This is a genomic window from Spirabiliibacterium falconis, from assembly GCF_014885015.1.
In the GTDB taxonomy this organism is placed as follows: Bacteria; Pseudomonadota; Gammaproteobacteria; order Enterobacterales; family Pasteurellaceae; genus Spirabiliibacterium; species Spirabiliibacterium falconis.
The window spans coordinates 168796-193147 of record NZ_JABMIJ010000008.1; the positions used below are offsets into that span (position 1 = coordinate 168796).

Consider the following 24352-nt stretch of genomic DNA (forward strand, 5'->3'; position numbering starts at 1 on the left):
AAATAAGAGACGATTATGACAAATCAAAAATTAAGTGTTGTTGTGCTTGCCGCAGGTAAAGGCACACGGATGTATTCAGATTTACCAAAAGTGTTACATAACGTGGCAGGCAAACCAATGGTCAAACACGTCATTGACACCGTAAAAACCCTTTCTCCGCAACATATTTATTTAATTTATGGTCATGGCGGCGAATTGATGCAAACCCGCTTAAAAGATGAGCCTGTTAAATGGGTTTTACAAGCTGAGCAGCTCGGCACAGGGCATGCGATGCAACAAGCCGCACCGCACTTTGAAGATGATGAAAATATTTTAATGCTCTATGGCGACGGTCCTCTCATCACACAAGAAACATTAGCCCGTTTAATTCAGGCTAAGCCCGATAATGGCATTGCACTGCTGACGGTGACACTGGATGATCCAACGGGTTATGGACGCATTTTACGTGGTGAAAATGGCCATATCATCGGCATTGTAGAGCAAAAAGATGCCACCCCAGAGCAGCTCAACATTAACGAAGCCAATTCAGGTTTAATGGTGGCAAGTGGTGCCAGTTTTAAACGTTGGTTAGCACAATTAGATAACAACAACGCACAAGGGGAATATTACATCACCGATGTTATTGCCCTTGCTAATCGGGATGGTTGCCAAGTGGTTGGCGTTAAAGCCGCCGATCCTATGGAAGTCGAAGGGGCAAATAACCGCCTGCAACTTGCCGCACTGGAACGTTACTATCAAGCTCGTCAAGCGAAACAATTACTGCTGGCGGGAGTCATGTTAATTGATCCTGCTCGTATTGATATTCGAGGCAAATTAAGCCACGGCAAAGATGTCGAGATCGATGTGAATGTGATTATTGAAGGTGATGTTACGCTTGGCGACCGTGTACGCGTCGGAGCAGGTTGTGTGCTGAAAGATTGCCATATTGGTGATGATGTGGAGATTAAACCTTACAGTGTGATCGAGAATGCAACTATCGGGCAAAGTGCGGTTGTTGGGCCATTCTCACGCTTGCGTCCAGGCACACAGCTTGCAGCAAACACCCATGTGGGCAATTTTGTGGAAATCAAACAAGCCCAAATTGGCGAAGGCTCAAAGGTCAATCACTTAACTTATGTCGGCGATGCCACCATAGGAAAAGCGTGTAATCTTGGAGCAGGGGTCATTACATGCAACTACGACGGTGCCAATAAATTTCAAACCGTAATCGGTGATGATGTGTTTGTTGGCTCCGATACCCAACTTGTTGCCCCCGTTACGATCGCCAGCGGTGCAACCATTGGTGCAGGCAGCACCATTACGAAAGACGTCGCACAAGATGAGTTAGTGATTACGCGTGTTGCACAACGCCATATTAACAACTGGAATCGCCCTCGCAAAAAATAATATATCTGCCTTATAGCATGCTCAGCGGTGAACTTTATCACCGCTGATTTGTCTGAATAAAACCTGATTTGAATGAGGTTGTTATGTTAAAAGTGCGGTTTTGGTTTATAGCTATCTTGTTTGCGATGTTCTCGCAGAACACGTTTGCGCATCCCCACGCATTTATTGATTTGCAGACAACATTTCTCAGTCAACAAAATAAGCTCATCGGCATGCGGATGCAATGGCTATTTGACGAGCCCTCCTCAGCAGAAATACTCTATGAGTTGAGAACCAATAAAACATCTGAAAAACGCGACGCATTAGCGGCTGACATTATGCAAAACATTGTTAATCAGCACTATTTTAGTTTTTTCTATAATGCTCAGCACAAGCCCATAAAATATACCAGCAAACCGAGCGATTATGGCTTTGAAGTAAAAGGAAATAAGCTATTGTTTTACTTCACGTTTTACCTAACCTATCCACAGCCACTGTCTGGGCTGAAAGCGACCTTACAAACTTATGATCCAAGCTATTATGTGGAAATGAGCTACCCCAAAAATCAAGGTGCATATCCCCCATCTGACACGCAATGCACGGTGAAAATTACCACCCCAAGCATTGATGAAAGCCTAAAACAATACGCTAATGCGTTAGACAAATCCCAAAAAGATGAAGATTTTTCGCTCGGGGTACAATTCGCACAACGTGTGGAGTTATTATGTCCTTAACCAAAAATGCACTCTGGCTACAATTCGCCATACTGACCGCACTTGGCATGGTGCTGTGGTACTTTTATCCCCTCATTTTCACTAACATCATTTATTGGCAACGGCTATTCAACCAAGCGATTAGTGAAAATCTCCATTTAGTGCGTCAATCACCCAGTGCAGGCAGTTGGTTAGTATGGGTCAGTTTTCTTTATGGCGTGTTTCATGCCATTGGTCCAGGACACGGTAAATTTATCATCGCAAGCTATCTATCAGCTAATAGCGTCCATATTAAAAAAGGAATCCGCCTAACACTTCTCGCATCGCTGGTGCAAGGCTTAGTGGCAGTTTTACTGACTTCCATCGTAGTGGTTTTACTCACACTATCGTCTCGTTTTTTCAAACTCACTCAAGTCTGGTTAGAGCGTGCAAGTTTTGCGATTATGATCCTCATTGGACTTTATTGGTTATTGAATAACGCTAAAAAACACCTAAGTGCGGTACGCGCTAAAACCGCACTTTCACCAAACGCGCTCAACATCAAACGCATAGAACATACTGCTCAGCCTGCGTCAGTTGGCACTATGGCATTACGAACCCCACAGCTAAACCATGCAAATACTTGTGGGTGTGGGCATAAACACGCTCCCAGTGCACAAGAACTCACGCATGCCAATGATTGGAAATCGCAACTGATGATTATTTTAAGTATTGGTATTCGCCCATGTTCTGGTGCAATTTTTGTGCTGTTTCTTGCTTATATGCTCGACCTCTATGCCTGGGGAGTGCTTGCGACAATGACTATGGCGATCGGGACTGGACTTTCGCTCTCAGGGTTCGCTTGTCTCGTGTTATACGCACGGAGCCATGCCGTGAAGCTCGGACATTGGTATCTCTCCCCACGCCTAAGCCAACAATGTGGACTGTGGATAAAAATGCTGTTTGGCATACTACTAATCATTCTTGGCATTACGCTGCTCTATGGCACAACCTTGCCTGCCAGTGGCGGGGCTGCGTTATTCCAACGCTAAAAAAAACCGCACTTTGAACTCAAAGTGCGGTTGAAAAACATAGGACGTTATTTGTCTTTGCCTAAGAATTTAACCGCTAAATCAGGGAAGTCAGTAAATACTCCTGTTGCACCGGCTTTATTAAATAGTGCATCATACATTTCATCAACATTACTGAAGAAATCTGGCAACGCATCTTTACGCACCGTGTATGGATGCAATTCAAGTTTATTAGCCGCAATATCGGCAACCATGTCGGTATATTGAATATTGCCTTTTTGCGATTTTTTATCATCAATAAGCATATACCAACCCGGACCTACGCCGTCAGCATATTTTGCCACTTCTGCCATAGCACCTGGTTTGAACATCCAGTCATAATTGTAGTTAATCCATTTACCTTGGGCATTTTTCTCTTCTGTTTCATGCCAGTCAGTGTATGCCACCAATTGCACCAATTTCACATCCATGCCTAATTTTGGTAATAATTCGGTTTTAATTCGTTTTAACTCATTAAAATCAAATGTTTGTAAATAAACAGGACTGTCTTTGCTGGTATAACCGTATTTTTTCAACACCTTAAGGGTGGCAAGTGCAATGTCTTTACCTTCTTGGTGGTGTAGCCATGGCGCTTTAATTTCAGGATAAATACCAATTTTCTTACCGGTAGATTTTTCTAAGCCTTGAATAAATTCAATTTCATCTTCAAATGTGTGAATTTTGAAGTGCGATTTCCACATCGGGAATCGATCAGGATATACCTGCACTTGTTTTCCATTCTCCGTTTTGAAATTCTCTGTCATATTGAGCTGCTGAATTTCAGCTAAGGTAAAATCCGCCACATAATAACGACCGTCTTTACGATGGCGTTTAGGAAATTGTTTAGCGACATCGGTTAAACCATCTAAGAAATGATCATGAATAACCACCAGATGATTGTCTTTGGTCATCGCCAAATCTTGCTCCAGATAGTCTGCTTTTTGCCCGAATGCTAAGGCTTTAGATGCTAAGGTATGCTCTGGCAGATAGCCGCTTGCACCACGGTGAGCAATAACTAACTTCTCTTGATCACTATGAGAAACCGCACTTTGATTGCCAGCACAACCAACTAAGACACTGCTACATAACAGTGAAAATGCTAATACGTTCAATTTCATACAAGCTCCTTTTTATTATGTTAAAACCTTAAATGGCGTTTTTTAGAGACAAAAAAGGCGAAGATTATCTTCGCCTTAGGGAATAAATTAGTTGCCGTAACGGTCATTTGCAGCAATTTTGGCTTTATGTTTTCCTTCTTCAACCATAGTCAAGAGAAGTAATAAACATGCCACTACTGCACCACCTACCATAATGTAGAAGCCGCCGTCCCAGCCGTATTCATCAGCAGCCCAACCGATGATAGCACTCGCCGCAACAGTACCGCCAAGATAACCAAATAATCCCGTAAAACCTGCCGCAGTACCTGCCGCATTTTTCGGTGCAAGTTCAAGTGCGTGCAAACCGATAAGCATTACAGGGCCATAGATCAAGAAGCCAATAATGGTCATCATAATAAAATCAGTCAACTGATATGGATTTTTATACCATGCCATTGTGGAATAATGGGCCATTTCATCAGCTGGTGTTGCAGGGTTGAGCCAGAATACGACCACCGCAACCGTTACCATAATCATAAAGACAAGCCCAGTCAAACCACGTTTTCCTTTAAAGACTTTATCTGACATCCAACCACAAATTAAGGTACCTGGAATTGCCGCAAATTCATAAATGGCATAAGCGGATGCTGTTGCTTTAATGTTGAAATGTTTCACTTCACCAAGATACACAGGCGACCATTTCAATACGCCATAACGAATGAGATAAACAAATACGTTAGCAATTGCGATGTACCATAATAGACGGTTTTTCAACACATAAGTCACAAAAATTTCTTTTGCAGTCAGCGTATTTTCTGCCGTTTTTTCATCATAATCTTCAGGATAATCGTTTTTATAAACTTCGATTGGCGGCAAACCACAGCTTTGAGGGCGATCTTTCATTAAGAAGTAGATAACAACCGAAGCAACCATTGCTGCAATACCTGGATAATACAAGGCTTCTTGCCAAATATCACCAAACGTTACTTTTGTTACTTCAGGGTGATTAGCTGCATAAACCATCGTTGCTAAGCCCACCAAGAGTGCTGGCACCATACCACCTAAATTATGCGCCGTGTTCCAAATAGAAACGATTGTTCCACGTTCTGTTTTGGACCACCAATGCACCATAGTACGACCACATGGCGGCCATCCCATACCTTGGAACCAACCATTAAGGAATAGCATAATGAACATAATCAAAATGCCAGAAGTTGCCCATGGAATGAGCCCCATTAATGTCATACATAACCCAGACAGCGCAAGTCCGACTGGCAAGAAAATTTTTGGATTTGAGCGGTCAGAAATCGATGCCATTAAAAATTTTGACAAACCATATGCAAGCCCTGGTGCAATACCAATGACACCAAGTTCTGTCTTCGTGTAAAGCCCCGCTTCAATTAACCCTTTTTGGGCTAAGTCAAAATTACTCCGAACGAAATAATAAGCTGCATAACCAAAGAAAATCCCCATGAACACTTGCCAACGTAAACGGCGGTAAGTTGGATCGATTTGGTCTTTTGGTAACAAAGGCTTATCGGCACTCGGTTTAAAGAAACCTATCATAAGTCACCCCTTATTCATTATTAGTATTTTTCAATGCACACAATATAATAACTGTGTCTGTGGGCATAATAACACGTTACATAGTTATGTTAATTTTCGATTATGAAAATTGAGAACAAAATCACATTCCATTTAGAATTTTTTATTTTTAATAAGATAAAATAATTATGCCCATGGAATGTGATTAACGTACGGTTATTTTTTCCAATTTTTGAGTGCATCTGCAAAAGCATTGCCCATCGCACTACGCGGATTCGCTTTTGCACGTTGTGCTGACGTGTTTTTATCCGAACGTACCGCACTTTGCCCTTTCGGTTGTGCCTTGTCATCAAGACGACAAGTAAGTGCAATGCGTTTACGTGGCAAGTCCACCTCAAGCACTTTCACTTTGACAATATCCCCCGTTTTAACCACTTGGTGAGGATCATCGATAAAGCGATCAGAGAGCGCAGAGATATGCACTAAGCCATCTTGATGCACCCCAATATCCACAAATGCACCAAAATTAGTGACATTCGTGACAGAACCTTCCAAAATCATACCCACTTTGAGGTCTTCAAGGCTCTCAACACCGTCTTTAAATGTTGCGGTTTTAAACTCGCCTCGCGGGTCTCTCCCTGGTTTTTCCAATTCTTGCAAAATATCACGCACTGTCGGCAAACCAAAGCGTTCATCGGTAAAGTCGTTAGGATCTAAGCTGCGAACAGCGGCACTATTCCCGATTAAATCCGTGATCGTCGAATGACTTGCGTGCAAAATTTTCTCCACCACAGGATACGCCTCTGGGTGTACGCTGGACGCATCCAACGGGTTACTGCCTTGCGTAATACGTAAAAAGCCTGCACATTGCTCAAAGGCTTTCGGCCCCAACCGCTGCACATTTTTCAGTTGCTCTCGGTTGTCAAAGCGACCATGCTCATCACGGTAATTCACGATATTTTGTGCCAATGTTGCACTCAACCCTGCAACTCGCGTCAATAATGCGCTTGAGGCTGTATTCAGATCGACACCCACCGCATTCACACAATCTTCCACCACAGCATCAAGTTTGCGTGCAAGCTGGCTTTGATTCACATCGTGTTGGTATTGCCCCACACCGATAGCTTTCGGGTCAATTTTCACTAATTCTGCAAGCGGGTCTTGCAACCGCCGTGCGATAGAAACAGCACCACGCAAAGACACATCCAGTTCAGGAAATTCTTTTGCCGCTAATTCAGAAGCAGAATAAACTGATGCCCCCGCCTCACTCACGACCACTTTTTGTGCTTGCCAATCTTTCGATTGTGTAAGGACGCCCGCAACAAAACGCTCCGTTTCACGTGATGCCGTGCCATTACCAATAGCAATGAGCCCCACATTAAAGCGTTTACCCAGTTGATAAATGCTCTGTGCTGCACGATCAAGTTGCCCTGTGTGTGGATAAATCGTTTCGGTTGCCAGCAATTTGCCTGTGCTGTCCACAACGGCAACTTTCACACCCGTACGCAGACCAGGATCAAGCCCCATTGTGGTGTGCGCACCAGCAGGTGGAGCCATTAAAAGTGCGGTTAAATTGCGCGCAAACACATCGATCGCATCACTCTCTGCATTTTCACGCAGCGTGGCCATCAATTCTGTTTCCAGATGTAACGACAATTTAATTCGCCACGTCCAGCTAATCACTTGGGCACGCCAACTGTCCGCAGGTTGTTGACGAAGATTAACATCATAGTGCGTGCGGATAATCTCTTCACAGTAACTTTGACGTTTGTCTTCACTTTCAGGATCAGCATCTAGGCTTAATTGCAACACGCCTTCATTGCGTCCACGCAACATTGCCAAAGCACGATGCGATGGCACGTTAGCCAGCCGTTCTCGATGATCAAAGTAATCTTGAAATTTTGCACCTTCTATCTCTTTGCCTTCGATGACCTGCGATACCACATACGCATTTTTCTGTAAATATGACCGCACTTTGGCTATCAATTGTGCATCTTCGGCAAACCGTTCCATTAAAATATAGCGTGCACCATCCAGTGCGGTTTTGACATCTGCCACGCCAAGTTCAGGGTTGAGAAAATCTGCAGCCAGCGTTTCTGGCACGGTTTGCGGGTTTTCCCATAATGTATCTGCCAGCGGTTCAAGCCCCGCTTCAATGGCAATTTGCCCTTTCGTGCGTCGTTTAGGTTTATAGGGCAAATAGAGATCTTCAAGTGCGGTTTTGCTTTCACACGCTGTGATTTTTTCACGCAGTTCATCACTTAATTTGCCTTGCTCATCAATGGATTTCAAAATAGTTTGTCGCCGCTCTTCAAGCTCACGCAAGTAACTTAAACGTGTTTCAAAGTGACGTAGCTGGCTGTCATCAAGTCCGCCCGTGGCCTCTTTGCGATAACGGGCAATAAATGGAATGGTGTTGCCCGCATCAAAGAGTTCAATAGCAGCAAGAATTTGTGCTGATTTCACATTGAGTTCGTGGGCGATAGTTTGGCTGATTTGTTGATTTAACATAATTTTTTGATTTGATTAAAAGACTCAAGATAGCAAAAGTGCGGTCGTTTTACAGCTAACCGCACTTTTGTTTGGGAATATTAATAATAAGAATGCTCACCGCGTTGGTGATCCGTAACATCACGCACGCCATTTAGCTCACCACTAAATTGCTCTAACAGTTGTTTTTCCACGCCTTCTTTGAGCGTTACATCAACCATTGAGCAACCATTACAGCCGCCCCCAAATTGTAAAATGGCGATGCCATCATCGGTAAGCTCAATCAATGTAATTCGCCCCCCATGGCTTGCCAACTGAGGATTGATTTGCGTTTGAATCACATAATCCACGCGCTCAATTAATGGCGCATCGTCTGAGACTTTTTTCATTTTCGCATTAGGGGCTTTTAAGGTGAGTTGTGAGCCCATTTCATCAGTGACAAAATCTAACTCTGCATCTTCCAAAAAAGGGTAGCTGACTTCGTCCACAAAGGCAGAAAAACTATCATATTTCAGCTCTGTATCACTGCTTTCAACCGCATTTGGAGGGCAGTAAGAAACGCCACATTCAGCGTTTGGTGAACCTGGATTGACTACAAAAATGCGAATATTCGTGCCGTCTTCTTGTTGATCAAGCAATTTGCGAAAATGTGCTTGAGCGGCTTGTGAGATGGTAATGTACATACGATTCCTTCTGTTTACACCTGAATATCCGACCCAAATTGTCGGAATTATGTTCGTTATGATACGCCTAAACCGCACTTTTTTCCAGTAGTCAATCGACTTGACTGCGACACAAGCACCAAATGCTAATCCGAGCGACCCCGACACGCCTTAACACTCGGCACAATTCATTTACTGTCGCCCCCGTTGTGACCACATCATCAAGGAGAGCAATATGCTTGCCACGCAACGTCTCACTGACTTGGAACACATTGCGTATATTGGTATGCCGAGCATATGCTTTCAAACCACGCTGAGGGGGCGTACGGAAAACACGCTGAACCGCACATGTATTGACAGGCAAATTGAGCCAATGTGCAAGATGATGCGCTAACAATTCTGCCTGATTGTAACCACGATATTTATGGCGAATGTGATGTAACGGCACGGGAATGATTTCATCAGGTAATGGCGTTTGATAATGACGACGCTGTATTTGAATAGCCAGCAACAACAGGCGTGCTAAAGTGCGGTCAAGGGCATAGCCTTGTGTAAATTTAAAGTGATGAATTAATCCACTCAATGGGGGTTGATAGGGCGTAATCTGTACGAAATGTTGCCAACGTGGTGGCACAGTCAAACATTGTCCGCATTGGGCAAAATGGTGGGGGAGTATCAGCCCACAACGTGCACAATACGGCTTTCTCGGCAACGTACGATAGCAGCGGCTGCATAGCCCAAATTGAGCAATACGCAGTGCACCATGGCATAACACACAGCGTGCACCAAGAGAATTCGCCAGTAGTTGATAATATTTTCGCATAACAACATTATGCCAACATGCGATAATTCACTCATTTTGCGTGCTTAATTGTGCGATCATGCTCGAAAAAATGGTAAAATGCTTTTTTAATCGCTAAATAATTAAAATCATGTTATCACCTGAAAAAATTAAAATTGTCTTTTTTGATATTGATGAAACGCTTTATATCAAAGATAAACAGCAGTTACCCTCAACGGTGTTGCCCGCACTTAAGCAGTTGAAAAACAATGGCATTATCCCTGCGATTGCCACTGGGCGTGCACTATGTGCCTTGCCAGAAAAAATCGATAAGCTGATCGCACAGCTTCCCATTGATCTGTTTGTTAGCATTAATGGACAGTACAACTGCTATCAAGGCAACGAAATTGCCACATTTCCGTTAGTGCGTGCTGACATTGAGCGGCTGATAACATTTTTTCATGCCCAGCAGATCGATTACGCATTCGTCGGCAATGATGCCATTGCTGTTAATCGCCAAACTGCGAGAGTGGATAATGCACTACGCCCCATCACAACACGCTATATTATTGATTCGCACTATTATGTACACCACGATGTCTATCAGTTATTGGCATTTTATGATGCCAGCCAAGATGACTTGATCGCACGTTCTGGCGTGTTGCAAGAAAGCCTCCGTGTTGTACGTTGGCACGACGATGCCGTCGATGTATTAAGCAAAACAGGCTCAAAAGCCCGTGGTATTCATGCCGTGCTTGCCCATTTTAACTTACGCCCAGAAAATGCCGTTGCGTTTGGCGATGGATTAAATGACATTGAAATGATAAGTGCGGTCGGCTTTGGTGTGGCAATGGGCAATGCACACCCTGCGCTTAAAGCAAAGGCGGATTATATCTGCGATAACATTGAACAAGATGGTATCAAAACCGCACTTTTGCATTTAGGTTTAATCACTCAGTCGTGATACTATGGGCAAATGTGTACGTGAAGGAAACCCCATGAGAGCTGACCAAAAATATACGCCGTTTATTGAATTTAATCGCCCACAGTGGGCGGCATTGCGCAACAGTGTCCCGTTGACATTAACAGAGCAAGACTTAGAACCATTATTGGGTTTTAATGAAGAGTTGTCATTGGATGAAGTCAGCACCATTTATCTTCCGCTCACCCGTTTAGTCAATTATTATATTGACGAAAATCTTGCTCGTCAGGCGGTACTACACCGTTTTTTAGGTGGAAAACCGCCTAAAGTCCCTTATATTATAAGTATTGCTGGCAGTGTTGCTGTGGGTAAAAGCACCAGTGCACGGATTTTGCAATCACTTCTCAGCCAATGGCCTGCACCGCGTAAGGTTGATTTAATCACTACCGACGGTTTTCTGTACCCATTAGCCTATTTACAGCAACACAATCTATTGCAGAAAAAAGGCTTCCCAATTTCTTACGATACGCAGCGATTAATTGCTTTTATCTCCGACATCAAATCAGGCAAACGAGACGTGAAAGCCCCCATTTATTCCCATTTAACCTACGATATTATCCCGAATGAATACACAGTGGTAGATCAGCCTGATATTCTCATCTTAGAGGGGCTTAATGTGTTGCAAACCAGCGCACACCACGCCAAACATCCCGATCGCCTATTTGTGTCTGATTTTGTTGATTTCTCAATTTTTGTTGACGCCAAAGAATCGCTCTTGAAAAATTGGTATATCAAGCGTTTTCTCAATTTTCGCAAAGGTGCATTTAGCGATCCAAATTCATATTTCAATCACTATTCTAAGCTATCAGAAGAAGAAGCGATTGCCACCGCCAATCACATTTGGGATAACATTAACGGGTTGAATTTACGAGAAAATATTTTGCCAAGCCGCGAGCGTGCCAATCTTATTTTGGTTAAAGGCGCAAATCATAAAATTGCCCAAGTCAAACTGCGAAAATAACCCAAAGTGCGGTCAACCGCACTTTTGTTTTATAGTATTTGAAATTTGCGACCCCATTGGGCTTAATAACAGAGGTTAAAGAAAAATTATGACCGCACTTATTCGCTTAGAGAACGTTTGTTATTCCGCACAAAGCTGTCTGCGTTATCCCAACATTATGATTGAACAAGGCAAAATCGCGTTTTTACAAGGCCCTAGTGGCGCAGGCAAAAGCACTCTGTTTAAGCTACTTAATGCCACACTACCCCCCTACAGTGGCACCATTTTCTATCAAGAACACGATATTGCTACGCTAGATACCATCACGTTACGCCGTGATATTTTACTCGTAAACCAGCGGCTATATCTTTTTCCTGGCTCAATTCGGGACAATTTCAACCAGTTCTATCACTATTTAGATAAAATGCCACTTAGCGATGAAGAAATCACGCCTTATTTACGCCTCACGCAAGCATTAGAATTTGGGCTTGAGAATGATTGTAGCCATCTTTCAGGCGGAGAGCAGCAGCGCGTGTTTCTCGCCATCGCACTAAGTCTTAAACCCAAAATGCTTCTGTTAGATGAACCAACATCAGCATTAGATGGACACCTTGCCACACAAGTGATGAGCGATATTTTAACGTTTTGCCAGATGGAACATATAACGCCACTGATCATCAGCCACGATAATCAACTGGTGCGTCGCTTTGCACAACAGATTATTGCCATTCACAAGGAGGCATAATGAACACCGTCAGCATGAATATCGTGAATTTCAGCGTCGTTTATCTCTTATTGCTCATTGTGCTGTATGTGATGAAGAAAAATCATATCCAGCAATCCAAGCTCTTATTTGTCGCCAGCCTCAGAATGACGGTACAACTGATCATCGCAGGTTGGGTGCTAACCTATATTTTTGGGCACGAAAATCCGCTTTTCACACTTGCCTATGTCGCTGCAATGATCGCCTTTGCGATACATCGGGTGCTCTCAAAAAACCCCATGCTCAACCCCCGTTTTAAACTGGCGGTGATGCTTTCGCTCAGCCTTTCTGGCTTATCAATTCTGGCATTTTTTGTAGTCGTGGTTGCTAATCAAAGTCTCTTTAACCCACAATATGTCATTCCGCTTGGTGGAATGATGATGGGCAATGCGATGACCGCACTTAACCTTGGGCTGAAAACCTTCCGAGAAAGCCTACGCAACGAGAGCGATAAAATCAGCACTCTACTCAATTTCGGGGTTACGCCGGACAAAATTTTGCTACCCTATGTTAATCAAGCGGTTGAAACCGCACTTTTACCTACACTTAACTCCATGTTAGGCATGGGCATTATCGCCTTACCGGGTATGATGACAGGGCAAATTCTCTCTGGCACACTACCGAGCACTGCGGTGTTGTATCAAATTGCGATTATGATCGCCATTTGTACCGTCGTCAGCCTCGCCCTGTTTGGCGCACTACATTTTGGCTACCGCTCACTCTATAATGACCGTAACCAAATTGTCCTACCAAGATAAAGTGCGGTCACAAAAAAGCCCAAGTGAACTTGGGCTTCTATTTTTCATTTGAAAGATTAGTGAAGTGCGCTAGCATCTTTCACTTCGCTCATATCTGGCAGTTGGTGAGCGATGCCTTTGTGGCAGTCGATACAGCTATTGCCATTTTCGATCGCTTTGCGGTGCATTTTCGCTGCCACCGATTTTTGTTGGCTGAAGTCCATATTGTCAAAATTATGGCAATTACGGCACTCCTGTGATTTATTTTCTTTCATTCGCTCCCATTCACGTTCTGCCATGTGCAAACGGCGGGCGTTGAATTTTTCAATGGTGTCTGTATAGCCCATTACATGCGCATAAACCTCACGGCTTGCTTTCAATTTACGAATCATTTTCGGCACAAATTCGTGCGGCACATGACAATCTGGGCAGGTGGCTTTTACGCCGCTACGATTTTGATAGTGTGCGGTGTGTAGATATTCAGGGTACACATCATTGCTGTGGCAACTTACACAGAATTCTTCGGTGTTAGTTTGTTCAAGACTGTAATTAAACCCGACCCAAGACACTATGCCTGCGATAAAACCAATAATGAGCAGTGTGCCAATCGCAAGTTTGCTTGGGGTTCTAAACCAGTGCCAGAAACGTTTGATGATGTTCGGTTTTTTCTCAGCCATTATTTACTCCCATAACCTGGTAGTGGTTTAAATTGGTTTTCAATAATTGGATCAACATCCGCTTGTGGCACATGACATTGTAAGCAGAAATAACGACGTGGTGCGAGGCTGCCACTCACATTGCCGTCACGGCTAACAAAGTGGGTTGGACTAATGCGTGGCGCTCCTGTGGTGCGTGATGCCGCCACACTGTGGCAATTTAAACATTGGTTATTATTTTTGGTTACCTGATAATTTTTCACACTGTGTGGCACCATAGGTGGTTGGTTCACATAATTCAGTGCAGCAGGCTCTGTTTCTTTTGGGTTATTATGAAATGCAGGCGCAACATTTTCGGGTGAGCTCTGAATATCTTTTCCCACAGGTTCAACCGCACTTTGTGCTGCAACCGCGCCCATACAGCTCAACAATAACCCCATTGCCAATATATTTTTTAATTTCATGACTCACTCCTAACCTTTATTAAATCGTGTCGAAAAGGTAAATACTGATTCAGCACAGACATCAACACAACGTCCGCAACTGATACAATCTTTGTTTAATACTAACTGGCTTTCATCCGCCTGTCCGAAAAGTGGACTGCGTAACACATGTGGTTCAGGGCAAACGTTAAAGCAATCCATGCAGCGATCACAACGGCTACGTTCGATCACTTTTACCCGAATCAGGCTTTTTGCACCAATCACGCCATAAGTGGCACCAATAGGGCACAAATGCCCACACCAGCCATGTTCCACCACCAATAAATCAAATAAAAATAGCGCAAGCAATAGCCATGCTGTTGCGCCAAATCCGTAAATCAAGGCACGCCCTAGTGCCGCCACAGGATTTATCCATTCCCATAGCAGTGTGCCTGTAACGGCACTGCCCAGCAAAATCATTACCAAAATAGCGTAACGTAAAGTGCGGTTGAGTTTAGCACTTTGACGAAGATTAAATTTACGCCGAAGCCATGCCGCCAAATCTGTGATGATATTCAGTGGGCAACACCAAGCGCAAAAAACTTTGCTCCCCACGAGGGCATAAAATACGATTACAATCAGCCCGCCAATTACCGCACTTAATACAGGGGCATAACCTGTTACCAAGCTTTCTGCCAGCATAAGCGGATCTGTCAGCGGTACAGTATCGAGCAATAAGCTGCCACTGTAATTGCCTCGCAAAATCCAAATTCCAAAGTGCGGTCCGCTAAGAAACATCGCTAAAATGGCAAGCTGAGAAAACCGACGCAATAACAAAAAACGGTTTGCATGCCACCAACCTAATTTTTGACGCGCTTCACGCCCCGCATGTTGAATTGGATTTGGCATTATTGCACCTCCGGCATACGGGTCGGCAAGTCAATGATGTCTTGCTGAAGCAATGATTGCCCCGCTTTCTCTTTTTCTTCCCAGCCTAAGCGATAATGCTTACCAAGCGTGCCTTTCGCTAATGCCATTGGTAATACTTTAATCGCAGCCTCTTCCAGCACACACGCTTCTTCGCATTTGCCACACCCTGTGCACGCATCAGAATGCACGGTTGGGATTAATTTTGCGTGGCGATCACTGCGTGAATTATGCTGATTTTCAAGGGTAATTGCCTTATCAATCAACGGGCAAACTCGATAGCACACATCGCAGCGTAACCCTTGCCAATTGAGACAGGTTTCGTGATCCAACAATACCGACAACCCCATTCGGGCATCGTTAATGTTATCTTGCGTTGCGTCCAACGCACCACTTGGACAAGCCTTAGCACAAGGAATGTCTTCGCACATTTCACACGGTTTTTGCCGTGCGATGAAATACGGCGTTCCCGCTTCTAGTGGCGATAGCAGTCCTGCAAGATGCAACATATCATAAGGACAGGCTTGCACACACTGCCCGCAACGAATACACGCACTAGCAAACTCTTTTTCGTTTTCGAGTGCAAACGGTGGACGAAGTGCCACCCCTTCGCGCGCAAGGCTTTGCTTTTGTTGTAAAGCAAGCAATAATCCTACACCCGCAAGCCCGCCTGCGGTGCGTACACCATCTTTAATCAAACGGCGACGTTGTGGATTAATCACTTGCTTTTTCATACCGCACTTATGCCTTAACCACTTTCACGGCGCATTTTTTGAAGTCTGTCTCTTTTGAGATTGGATCCGTTGCGTCTAATGTTAATTTATTCGCCAACTGTCCTGCATCAAAGAATGTGGTATAAACCAAGCCTTGTGGTACACGATTTCGCCCACGTGTATCAATGTAACTGACCATTTCACCACGACGTGAAATGACTTTCACTTTATCTCCGTGACGCATACCGCGAGCTTTGGCATCAAGCGGGTGCATATACACTAAATTATTTGGGAATGCGCGGTGTAATTCAGGCACGCGACGCGTCATTGTTCCTGTGTGCCAATGCTCAAGAACACGCCCTGTGGATAACCATAAATCGTATTCTTCATCCGGCATTTCTGCGGGTGGCTCGTACGGCACAGCAAGAATAATTGCACGACCATCGGGTTTACCATAAAAACGAACCCCTTCACCCGCTTTGACATAAGGATCATACCCTTCACGGTAACGCCATAATGTCTCTTTTTGATCCACAACAGGCCAACGCAAACCGCGTGCTTTGTGGTACATATCAAACGGTGCAAGATCGTGTCCATGCCCACGCCCAAAGCTGGCATACTCTTCAAATAGCCCTTTTTGGATATAATAACCAAAGTATTCTGCCTCATCATTGAGGTAATCCCCAATCTCGCTGTTTGGATATTTATCCACTTCTCCGTTGGTAAACAAAATATCGTATAACCGTTTGCCACGATATTCTGGCATTTGAGCTAATAACTCTTCTTCCCACACGTCATCAGTGGTAAAGTATTTGGAAAATTCCACTATTTGCCATAAATCCGAACGTGATTCGCCCATTTTTGGCACTAATTGATGCCAAAATTGCGTACGACGTTCAGCATTACCGTAGGCCCCTTCTTTTTCCACCCACATTGAGGTTGGTAAAATTAAGTCTGCGGATAACGCACTGGCTGTTGGATAAGGATCTGAAACAATAATAAAGTTTTCAGGATCACGCCAGCCTGGCAGGCGATCTTCATTAATATTTGGACCTGCCTGCATATTATTATTACACATCACCCAAAGCACATTCATTTTGCGATCTTTGAGCATGCGGTCTTGTAAAATCGCGTGATAACCGACTTTATCCGAGATTGTGCCTTTTGGTAATTTCCAGATTTTTTCAGCAATCTCACGGTGTTTTTCATTGGTAACTACCATATCTGCTGGCAGGCGATGTGCAAATGTACCAACTTCACGTGCCGTACCACACGCTGACGGCTGACCTGTTAGTGAAAATGGCCCACAACCTGGTTTAGAAATTTTGCCTGTGAGTAAATGTACGTTATACATTAAGTGGTTCACCCACACCCCACGCGTGTGTTGGTTGAATCCCATTGTCCAGAATGAAACTATTTTTTTATCTGGATCTGCATATAATTTTGCCAACAATTCTAACTGATCTTTTGGCACACCACTGATTTCGTGCGCTTTATCCAATGTATATTCAGAGACTAAGGCTTTATACTGCTCAAAATCACTGTCGAGCATTTTACCATTGCCAGCATTTTGTGCTTTTTGCTCCAGTGGGTGATCGCTACGTAAACCATAGCCAATGTCAGTAACACCTTTCTTAAAGTTAGTATGTTTATTAACAAAATCCCAATCAATGGCATCGTGTTCAATCAAATAATTGGCAATATAATTTAAAATCGCTAAATCACTTTGCGGTTTAAATACAATACCGTGGTCGGCGAGTTCAAAGCAGCGGTTTTCAAAGGTAGAAAGTGCGAACACTTTACTCTCTGGATGTGAAATGCGGCGATCAGTGATACGCGACCACAAAATCGGGTGCATTTCCGCCATATTAGAGCCCCATAGTACGAACGCATCAGCGTGCTCAATATCATCATAACAACCCATCGGCTCATCAATACCAAAAGTACGCAAAAATGCCACCGCAGCAGATGCCATACAATGGCGCGCATTTGGGTCAACATTGTTTGAGCGAAGTCCTGCTTTGTAAAGTTTATTAAGCGCGTAACCTTCCCAAATAGTCGATTGCCCAGAAGTAAAACATCCCACCGCATTACGACCATTTTTGGCCATAGCGGCTTTAAATTTTTCCGCCATCGTTTTGAACGCATCATCCCAACTGATAGGCGTGAATTCACCATTTTTATCGTATTTGCCATTGCTCATCCGTAGCATTGGCTGCGTCAAGCGGTCTTTACCGTACATAATTTTTGGTAAAAAATAGCCTTTAATACAGTTTAGCCCGCGGTTTACCTCTGCATCAGGATCACCTTGTGAAGCAACCACTCGCCCATTTTGGGTTCCCACTAATACACTACAACCTGTACCACAAAAACGACAAACGGCTTTATCCCATTTTATGGTTGAATCTGCAGCAGTTACATTCATAACCGGAATGCTCAAACCTGCTGCCAATGTTGCAGCCGTTGCTGCATTGGCTTTCATAAACTCACGACGACTTAATTTCATCTATTCCCCCACCAGAGTATTCTGATCTTGTTGGTGATACACCAAAGAAAGTGCTAGCACGCCATGAATATTGCGCGCTAACTCCATACGCTCTAACAAATCTGCTTGGTTGGCTGACTCCATTACCACAACCAATTTGCCGCTATCTTCGTCAATAGCACTGATTTCGGTTAATTCAAATGTCAAAAGTGCGGTTTTGACATTAGCTATATCGCAAGGGCGGCATTGCACGACCACACCACACACGTGCCATTCATCAGCATCGATGTTTTTTGCTTGCTCACTCATTTGCTGTCCTTACCACACCTATCAACTAATCTTAATATTGACTTTATTCCTATTTGGGTGAAAATTATCCTCGCTTTATGTAGTATTAATTAATGCCTATTAAGGGGTATTTATGACAAAAATTGACATTTGCTTGATCTATATCAATAGGATTGAACTAAGCCATGCTAAACATTACGCTCTCCACTAGCACGATATTATTACTTGCTCTCTTCATTCTCGGCATACTCAGTCACAACAATGCGATTACCATTGCGGCAATAACGTTACTCCTGATTGCACACACCCCACTCATTAGCGTTTTACCTTGGGTAGAAAAAAGTGCGGTCAATATTGGCATTATTATTCTAACCATTGGCGTACTAAGTCCGTTAGTGTCTGGAAAAGTGCAACTCACAGGACTCACCACATTTTTCTCCTGGAAAATGCTTTTGGCGATTGGCATTGGTTTAGCGGTGGCGTGGCTTGGTGGCCGAGGTGTCAATTTAATGCAGGGGCAACCCGAAGTGATTCCAGGGCTCATCATCGGCACAGTCGCAGGGGTTGCCTTTTTAAAAGGTGTGCCCGTTGGACCATTAATCGCGGCAGGCTTACTCTCTTTATTTCTATTTAAACAATAATTACACATAAAATTTACTTGCACAGATCATTTTTATGAGTAAAATGAACGCTCATTCACCTCGTAGTATAGGGCGATTATGCATCAACAAGAAGGGCAAACAGCACAGCAAATCCTCAATGCCACCGAAAAATTAATGGCTGAAAAAGGATTACACACACTTTCCATGCAAAAAATTGCAAGTGCGGTCGGTATTTCTGTCGGCACAATTTACATTCATTTTAAAAATAAAGATGAACTGTTACGCGATTTAGCCAAATATTTGTTCACTCGCATTAATCGTGCGTTGAGTGAAAACTGCGATGCACAGACCGCACTTTATGATCAATATCGTCAAATGTGGTGGAACTTGTGGCATTTTTGCCATGAACACGAATATGTGCTGAAAAATATCTTCCAATACAAGAATATTCCCGGTTTTTCGGAACTGGTCAAAGAGTGTAAGGTGCGTGAAGATCATTGGGATCGCTTTGTTAAAGCGGGCAAAAAACAAAAACAATTGTGCAATTTGCCTGCTGAAATTCTGTTTTCATTAAGTTTAGAAAGTGCAATGAATCTGAGTTTTCGCCAAGTCTATTTTAATGAGTACTACAACAATGAATTATTAGAGCAAGTGATTAAACGCACTTGGCAAGCTATTAGTTTTTAGGTTAATTATAGGGTTACGGAGTTTTTATTATGAATAACAATGATGTGCAAAAACCAGCGCGTTCCAAGCGTTTTGCGCTTAAATTGGTATTACTCGTTGTGTTATTGGTGGTTGTGGCTGTTATTGGCTTACAATTTTTCAAAGCACACAAAAAAGCTGAATATTTAGCCAATATGCCAGAAACAGTGAACCCTGTGACAGTGATGCAAGTTCAAACCCAACAATGGACACCAGCAATCGAAGCTACAGGTATTGTGCGCCCAAATCAAGGGGCAATGCTCAGTGCGCAAAGTGCGGGTACAGTTAAAGCGATCTTGGTTGAAGCAGGTCAGCAAGTTAATAAAGGGGATTTGCTGATTGAATTAGACAGCGACGTGGAAAAAGCTAATTTGGCTTCTTTACAAGCACAATTACCTGCAGTACAAGCCAACTATCAACGTTTTTCAACATTACTGCAAGGAAAAAGTGTATCGAAAAGTGAGTTTGATAAAGCTGAATCAAGCTATAAAACGCTCCAAGCTAACATTGCAGCCGCAAAAGCTAATCTGGCACGCCGTCAAATTTATGCGCCATTTGCAGGAACGGTGGGGATTATTCAAGTGAATATTGGAGAATATGTAACCAACGGTAAAGCTATGGTGCGGGTAGAAGACATCAGCAAGAGTAAAATTGATTTTTCTCTTGGACAAAATGATTTGCAACATTTACACATTGGGCAAAAAGTTACCGTGACAACCGATGCCTTCACAGGAGAAACCTTTGAAGCAAAAATATCAGCCATTGAGCCTGCCGTGAATGCTAACAGTGGCTTAGTACAATTACAAGCGACCGTAGAAAATAGTCGTGGTAAATTGCTCTCGGGGATGTTTGCACGATTACGTGTCGCATTAACAACCGAGTATGATCAAGTTGTACTGCCTAAAGTTGCCATTACTTACAATATGTATGGAGAAACGGTGTATCGCTTGACCGCACTTTCTGATGAAGACAAAGCGAAATTACAACAGCAGCAAAACGTGGATAACATCTACCGTGTTGAATTGGTCACGGTGCATACGATTGACCGCCATGGCATTTATGCTCATATCAAAGCAGGTGAACTAAAATTCGGCGATAAAATTGTTACAGGTGGGCAACAACGCTTAAGTAACGGTAGCTTAGTCAGTGTTTCCGAGCAAGAAAGCATTGGCGTAGAACAACCAGCGAAAAGCTCAAAATTATAAGGGTAGCTAATCATGCGTTTTACAGATATTTTTATTCGCCGCCCCGTGCTTGCTGCTGCTATCAGTATGCTAATTATTATTCTTGGATTACAGGCTATCTCAAAGCTGACCGTACGCGAATATCCAGAAATGACGACAACAGTAATTAGCGTCAGTACAGTTTACCCTGGTGCAGATGCGAACCTTATTCAAGCATTTGTGACATCGCAATTAGAGGAAGCCATCGCGCAAGCAGACAACATTGACTATATTACGTCGTCTAGCAAGCAAAGTAGCTCACAGATTTCAGTGAAAATGAAATTGAACACAGATCCCAATGCTGCTCTTGCTGATGTACTATCAAAAGTCAATTCGGTGCGCTCTGCTCTGCCTAAAGAGGTTAATGACCCTGTTATTACCTCATCAAGCGGCGGCTCAGGTATGATGTATATTAGTTTTACCTCTGATGTGCTGGATTCTAGTCAGGTTACAGATTATATCCAGCGTGTAGTGAAACCGCAGTTTTTTACAATTCCCGGTGTGGCAAAAGTGGATATCTTCGGTGGCTCGCCTTATGCAATGCGTATCTGGCTTGATCCTGAAAAAATGGCAAATTTAAAACTTTCCGCTCCACAAGTCATGCAGGCATTATCTAGCAATAACGTGCAAACAGCGGCGGGTAGTGCCAATGGCTGGTTTACGGTCATCAAAAATAAAGTCAGCACCACAACAACCGATGTTCAACAACTAAAAGATTTGGTCGTGCATGCTGATGGCGATAATTTAATTCATTTAAGTGATATTGCAACAGTTGAATTGACTAAAGAAAGTAATGATTTCCGTGCAGCAGCAAATGGTAAAGAAGCGGTGGTACTGTCTATTGAACCATCATCTAGTGCTAACCCATTAACGGTAATTAAAAATATTTATCCACTCTTTGAGACTATTCAGCGAAATTTACCACCAAGTATTGATTCTAAAATTTTATATGATAGAACGATCGCAATTAATAGCTCTATTGAAGAGGTGGTGAAAACCATTTTAGAAGCCACTGTGATTGTATTAGTGGTTATCACAATGTTTTTAGGCTCTTTCCGTGCGATGATCGTGCCTGTTGTAACTATTCCTATCTCATTAATTGGGGTGATTATGTTGCTACAAGCATTTGATTTTTCGATTAATTTAATGACACTCCTAGCAATGATTCTTGCAATCGGTTTAGTAGTAGATGATGCCATCGTGGTATTAGAAAATGTAGATCGCCACATTAAACTCGGCGAAACACCGTTTAGAGCCGCCATTATAGGTACACGTGAAATTGCACTGCCTGTTATTTCAATGACTATTGCACTATGTGCGGTGTACTCTCCAATGGCATTAATGGGGGGAATAACAGGATCATTATTTAAAGAATTTGCTCTCACGCTCGCAGGTGCTGTCTTTATTTCTGGCATTATTGCATTAACGCTCTCGCCAATGATGTGTTCAAAATTGCTCAAAGCACACACCGATCCAAGTTGGTTAGAGCGTCGAGTCGAGAGCTTTCTCACTCGCTTAACCCATATTTACAATGTATTGCTTGGTATTGTCATGTATAGTCGCAAATGGATTTTAGGTTTCGCTATTTTAATTTTTGCAAGCCTACCATTGCTGTTTAGTCAATTATCCAGCGAACTCACCCCAAGCGAAGATAAAGGGGCATTGTTATCCATAGGAACAACATCGGCTGATCGCAATGTGGATTATGTGCAAACAGCCATGAAAAAATTTGAAGCGTTATTAAAAGAGATTCCTGAAGTGCAGTTTTCACAAGTAATTTCTGGCGTACCGTCCTCAAATCAAGCATTGGCTATTGCAACATTGGTTGACTGGAGTGAACGCACACGCAGCCAAACGGACATCATGAATGAGTTAAATGCCAAAGCAAAAAGTATTCCTGAAATCTCAGTATCTGGTTTCCCATTCCCTGAAATTGATACGGGAGAGCAAGGCATGCCTGTATCATTTGTGATTACCACCCCGAATGATTACCGTGAACTTGCAGATATTGCTCAAAGCATTTGGCAAGAAGCACAAAAATCAGGGCAATTTATCTTTTCAAATATCGATCTCAAATTTGACACAGCCGAAATGACCATGTCGATTGACCGTGATAAAGCCAATTCTTACGGCATCACCATGTCGCAAATCAGCTCAACAGTGGGCAGCTTCCTGTCCAGTGCTACCGTAACACGAGTGGATTTACAAGGGCGTGCGTACAAAATCATCTCGGGTATTGAACGTAAAAAACGGCTAAATCCAGAATCAATGAATAACTTTTACCTCATTGCAAATGATGGAAGTGCGGTTCCGCTCAGTAGCCTCGTCACTCTCGAGTTAAAAACGCAACCGCTTTCCTTACCACGCTTTAACCAGCTAAATTCGGCAGTCATCAGTGGTGTGCCAACAGGCTCCGTCGGAGATGCGGTAAAATGGTTCCAAACAACAGGGGCTGACATGTTGCCTCAAGGCTATACCTATGATTTCCGTGGTGAATCTCGCCAGTTTGTCCAAGAAGGGAATGCCCTTGCAACCACCTTTGCTTTGGCTGTTATCATTATTTTCTTAGTGCTGGCTATCCAATTTGAATCGATTCGTGATCCACTGGTCATTATCGTTTCCGTGCCGCTGGCCATTTCTGGGGCACTATTAGGACTAAATTTACTTGGCTTTTTTGATGTAGCGGGCAGCACACTCAATATTTATTCCGAAGTGGGTTTGATCACGCTCGTTGGGCTGATCACCAAGCATGGGATCTTAATGTGCGAAGTGGCAAAAGAAGAGCAGCTGTTGCATGGTAAAAACCGCATTGATGCCATTATGGAAGCCGCTCGCATTCGTCTACGCCCAATCTTAATGACGACCGCAGCCATGATTGCTGGGCTTATCCCACTACTTTATGCCTCAGGCGCAGGCGCGGTTTCTCGCTTTAGTATTGGAGCGGTAATCATCGCTGGGCTTGCTATTGGTACCTTGTTCACCTTGTTTATTTTGCCTGTCATTTACAGCTTTATTGCAACTGAACACAAACCACTGCCTGAATTTGATGAAAGCAAACCACCGCTTGAAGAACATCACTAACGCAAAAACCTGCCTTTAGGCAGGTTTTTTTATTCCCAAAGTGCTGTAGATAACGGATAACATTTCACAAAAAACCCTTATCAGTGGTAAACTTACCCCTATTTATTATAGTAAAACATAAAGTGC

Annotated in this window: 21 protein-coding genes and 1 pseudogene; 11 read left to right on the forward strand and 11 right to left on the reverse strand. The window is 43.3% G+C overall.

What is annotated here, in order from left to right; all coding sequences use genetic code 11:
• Positions 1–15 precede the first annotated feature (15 nt).
• The 3 genes from glmU (at position 16) to HPC40_RS05910 (ending at position 3109) form a co-directional block, all read left to right on the forward strand.
• Entirely contained in the window at positions 16–1386 is a 1371-nt protein-coding gene (glmU, locus tag HPC40_RS05900; RefSeq protein ID WP_208118562.1) for a bifunctional UDP-N-acetylglucosamine diphosphorylase/glucosamine-1-phosphate N-acetyltransferase GlmU, read from the forward strand.
• Positions 1387–1469: 83 nt separating this feature from the next.
• On the forward strand, positions 1470–2099 hold the full coding sequence (locus tag HPC40_RS05905) for a DUF1007 family protein (protein ID WP_208118563.1): 630 nt from the start codon (positions 1470–1472) through the stop codon (positions 2097–2099).
• Entirely contained in the window at positions 2090–3109 is a 1020-nt protein-coding gene (locus HPC40_RS05910) for a nickel/cobalt transporter (protein ID WP_208118564.1), read from the forward strand. Before HPC40_RS05905 ends, HPC40_RS05910 begins: the two co-directional genes overlap by 10 nt.
• Positions 3110–3156: 47 nt before the next feature.
• Here HPC40_RS05910 and glpQ read toward each other — a convergent pair whose 3' ends face one another.
• The 5 genes and pseudogenes from glpQ to HPC40_RS05935 form a co-directional block, all read right to left on the reverse strand.
• Positions 3157–4245, reverse strand: a complete 1089-nt coding sequence (glpQ, locus tag HPC40_RS05915; RefSeq protein ID WP_208118565.1) for a glycerophosphodiester phosphodiesterase — start codon at positions 4243–4245, stop codon at positions 3157–3159.
• Between the two features lie 87 nt (positions 4246–4332).
• The gene (gene glpT / locus HPC40_RS05920) at positions 4333–5790 is read right to left on the reverse strand and encodes a glycerol-3-phosphate transporter (protein WP_208118566.1); all 1458 of its coding nucleotides are present in this window, start codon (positions 5788–5790) and stop codon (positions 4333–4335) included.
• A gap of 318 nt (positions 5791–6108) precedes the next feature.
• Positions 6109–8280, reverse strand: a pseudogene (locus HPC40_RS05925) (Tex family protein); the annotation flags it as partial.
• 80 nt (positions 8281–8360) lie between these two features.
• Complete coding sequence (gene nfuA / locus HPC40_RS05930) at positions 8361–8942, reverse strand: Fe-S biogenesis protein NfuA (RefSeq protein WP_208118568.1); 582 nt, start codon at positions 8940–8942, stop codon at positions 8361–8363.
• Positions 8943–9033: 91 nt separating this feature from the next.
• Positions 9034–9744: a phosphoribosyltransferase family protein gene (locus HPC40_RS05935; protein WP_208118569.1), complete on the reverse strand. Its 711-nt coding sequence runs from the start codon at positions 9742–9744 to the stop codon at positions 9034–9036.
• Between the two features lie 109 nt (positions 9745–9853).
• On the opposite strand from HPC40_RS05935, the gene HPC40_RS05940 reads away from it, so the two are divergent.
• The 4 genes from HPC40_RS05940 to HPC40_RS05955 all read left to right on the forward strand — a co-directional run bounded on the left by HPC40_RS05940 (position 9854) and on the right by HPC40_RS05955 (position 13145).
• The gene (locus tag HPC40_RS05940; protein ID WP_208118570.1) at positions 9854–10666 is read left to right on the forward strand and encodes a Cof-type HAD-IIB family hydrolase; all 813 of its coding nucleotides are present in this window, start codon (positions 9854–9856) and stop codon (positions 10664–10666) included.
• A 34-nt stretch (positions 10667–10700) separates the two neighbouring features.
• Complete coding sequence (coaA, locus tag HPC40_RS05945) at positions 10701–11645, forward strand: type I pantothenate kinase (RefSeq protein WP_208118571.1); 945 nt, start codon at positions 10701–10703, stop codon at positions 11643–11645.
• A gap of 88 nt (positions 11646–11733) precedes the next feature.
• Positions 11734–12369, forward strand: a complete 636-nt coding sequence (locus HPC40_RS05950) for an ABC transporter ATP-binding protein (RefSeq protein ID WP_208118572.1) — start codon at positions 11734–11736, stop codon at positions 12367–12369.
• Positions 12369–13145, forward strand: a complete 777-nt coding sequence (locus tag HPC40_RS05955) for an ABC transporter permease (protein WP_208118573.1) — start codon at positions 12369–12371, stop codon at positions 13143–13145. Before HPC40_RS05950 ends, HPC40_RS05955 begins: the two co-directional genes overlap by 1 nt.
• A 56-nt stretch (positions 13146–13201) precedes the next feature.
• Here HPC40_RS05955 and HPC40_RS05960 read toward each other — a convergent pair whose 3' ends face one another.
• From HPC40_RS05960 to HPC40_RS05985, 6 genes are read right to left on the reverse strand one after another with little or no spacing between them, the layout of a single operon-like run.
• On the reverse strand, positions 13202–13801 hold the full coding sequence (locus HPC40_RS05960; protein ID WP_208118574.1) for a cytochrome c3 family protein: 600 nt from the start codon (positions 13799–13801) through the stop codon (positions 13202–13204).
• Positions 13801–14199 (reverse strand): nitrate reductase cytochrome c-type subunit, encoded by a 399-nt coding sequence (locus tag HPC40_RS05965; RefSeq protein ID WP_235972333.1) that lies wholly within the window; start codon positions 14197–14199, stop codon positions 13801–13803. Before HPC40_RS05965 ends, HPC40_RS05960 begins: the two co-directional genes overlap by 1 nt.
• A gap of 54 nt (positions 14200–14253) precedes the next feature.
• A complete protein-coding gene (napH, locus tag HPC40_RS05970; RefSeq protein WP_208118576.1) occupies positions 14254–15111 on the reverse strand; it encodes a quinol dehydrogenase ferredoxin subunit NapH in 858 nt (285 codons plus the stop codon).
• Positions 15111–15863: a ferredoxin-type protein NapG gene (napG, locus tag HPC40_RS05975; protein ID WP_208118577.1), complete on the reverse strand. Its 753-nt coding sequence runs from the start codon at positions 15861–15863 to the stop codon at positions 15111–15113. The genes napH and napG overlap by 1 nt, the downstream gene beginning before the upstream one ends.
• A 7-nt stretch (positions 15864–15870) precedes the next feature.
• Positions 15871–18348: a nitrate reductase catalytic subunit NapA gene (gene napA, locus HPC40_RS05980; protein ID WP_208118578.1), complete on the reverse strand. Its 2478-nt coding sequence runs from the start codon at positions 18346–18348 to the stop codon at positions 15871–15873.
• Complete coding sequence (locus tag HPC40_RS05985; RefSeq protein ID WP_208118579.1) at positions 18349–18636, reverse strand: chaperone NapD; 288 nt, start codon at positions 18634–18636, stop codon at positions 18349–18351.
• 164 nt (positions 18637–18800) lie between these two features.
• On the opposite strand from HPC40_RS05985, the gene HPC40_RS05990 reads away from it, so the two are divergent.
• The 4 genes from HPC40_RS05990 (at position 18801) to HPC40_RS06005 (ending at position 24226) form a co-directional block, all read left to right on the forward strand.
• Entirely contained in the window at positions 18801–19256 is a 456-nt protein-coding gene (locus HPC40_RS05990) for a DUF441 domain-containing protein (RefSeq protein WP_208118580.1), read from the forward strand.
• Between the two features lie 78 nt (positions 19257–19334).
• Positions 19335–19904 carry a TetR/AcrR family transcriptional regulator gene (locus HPC40_RS05995; RefSeq protein ID WP_208118581.1) on the forward strand — a complete coding sequence of 190 codons (570 nt, stop codon included), beginning with the start codon at positions 19335–19337 and terminating at the stop codon, positions 19902–19904.
• A gap of 29 nt (positions 19905–19933) precedes the next feature.
• Entirely contained in the window at positions 19934–21127 is a 1194-nt protein-coding gene (locus tag HPC40_RS06000; protein WP_208118582.1) for an efflux RND transporter periplasmic adaptor subunit, read from the forward strand.
• 12 nt (positions 21128–21139) lie between these two features.
• A complete protein-coding gene (locus HPC40_RS06005) occupies positions 21140–24226 on the forward strand; it encodes an efflux RND transporter permease subunit (protein ID WP_208118583.1) in 3087 nt (1028 codons plus the stop codon).
• Positions 24227–24352 lie beyond the last annotated feature (126 nt).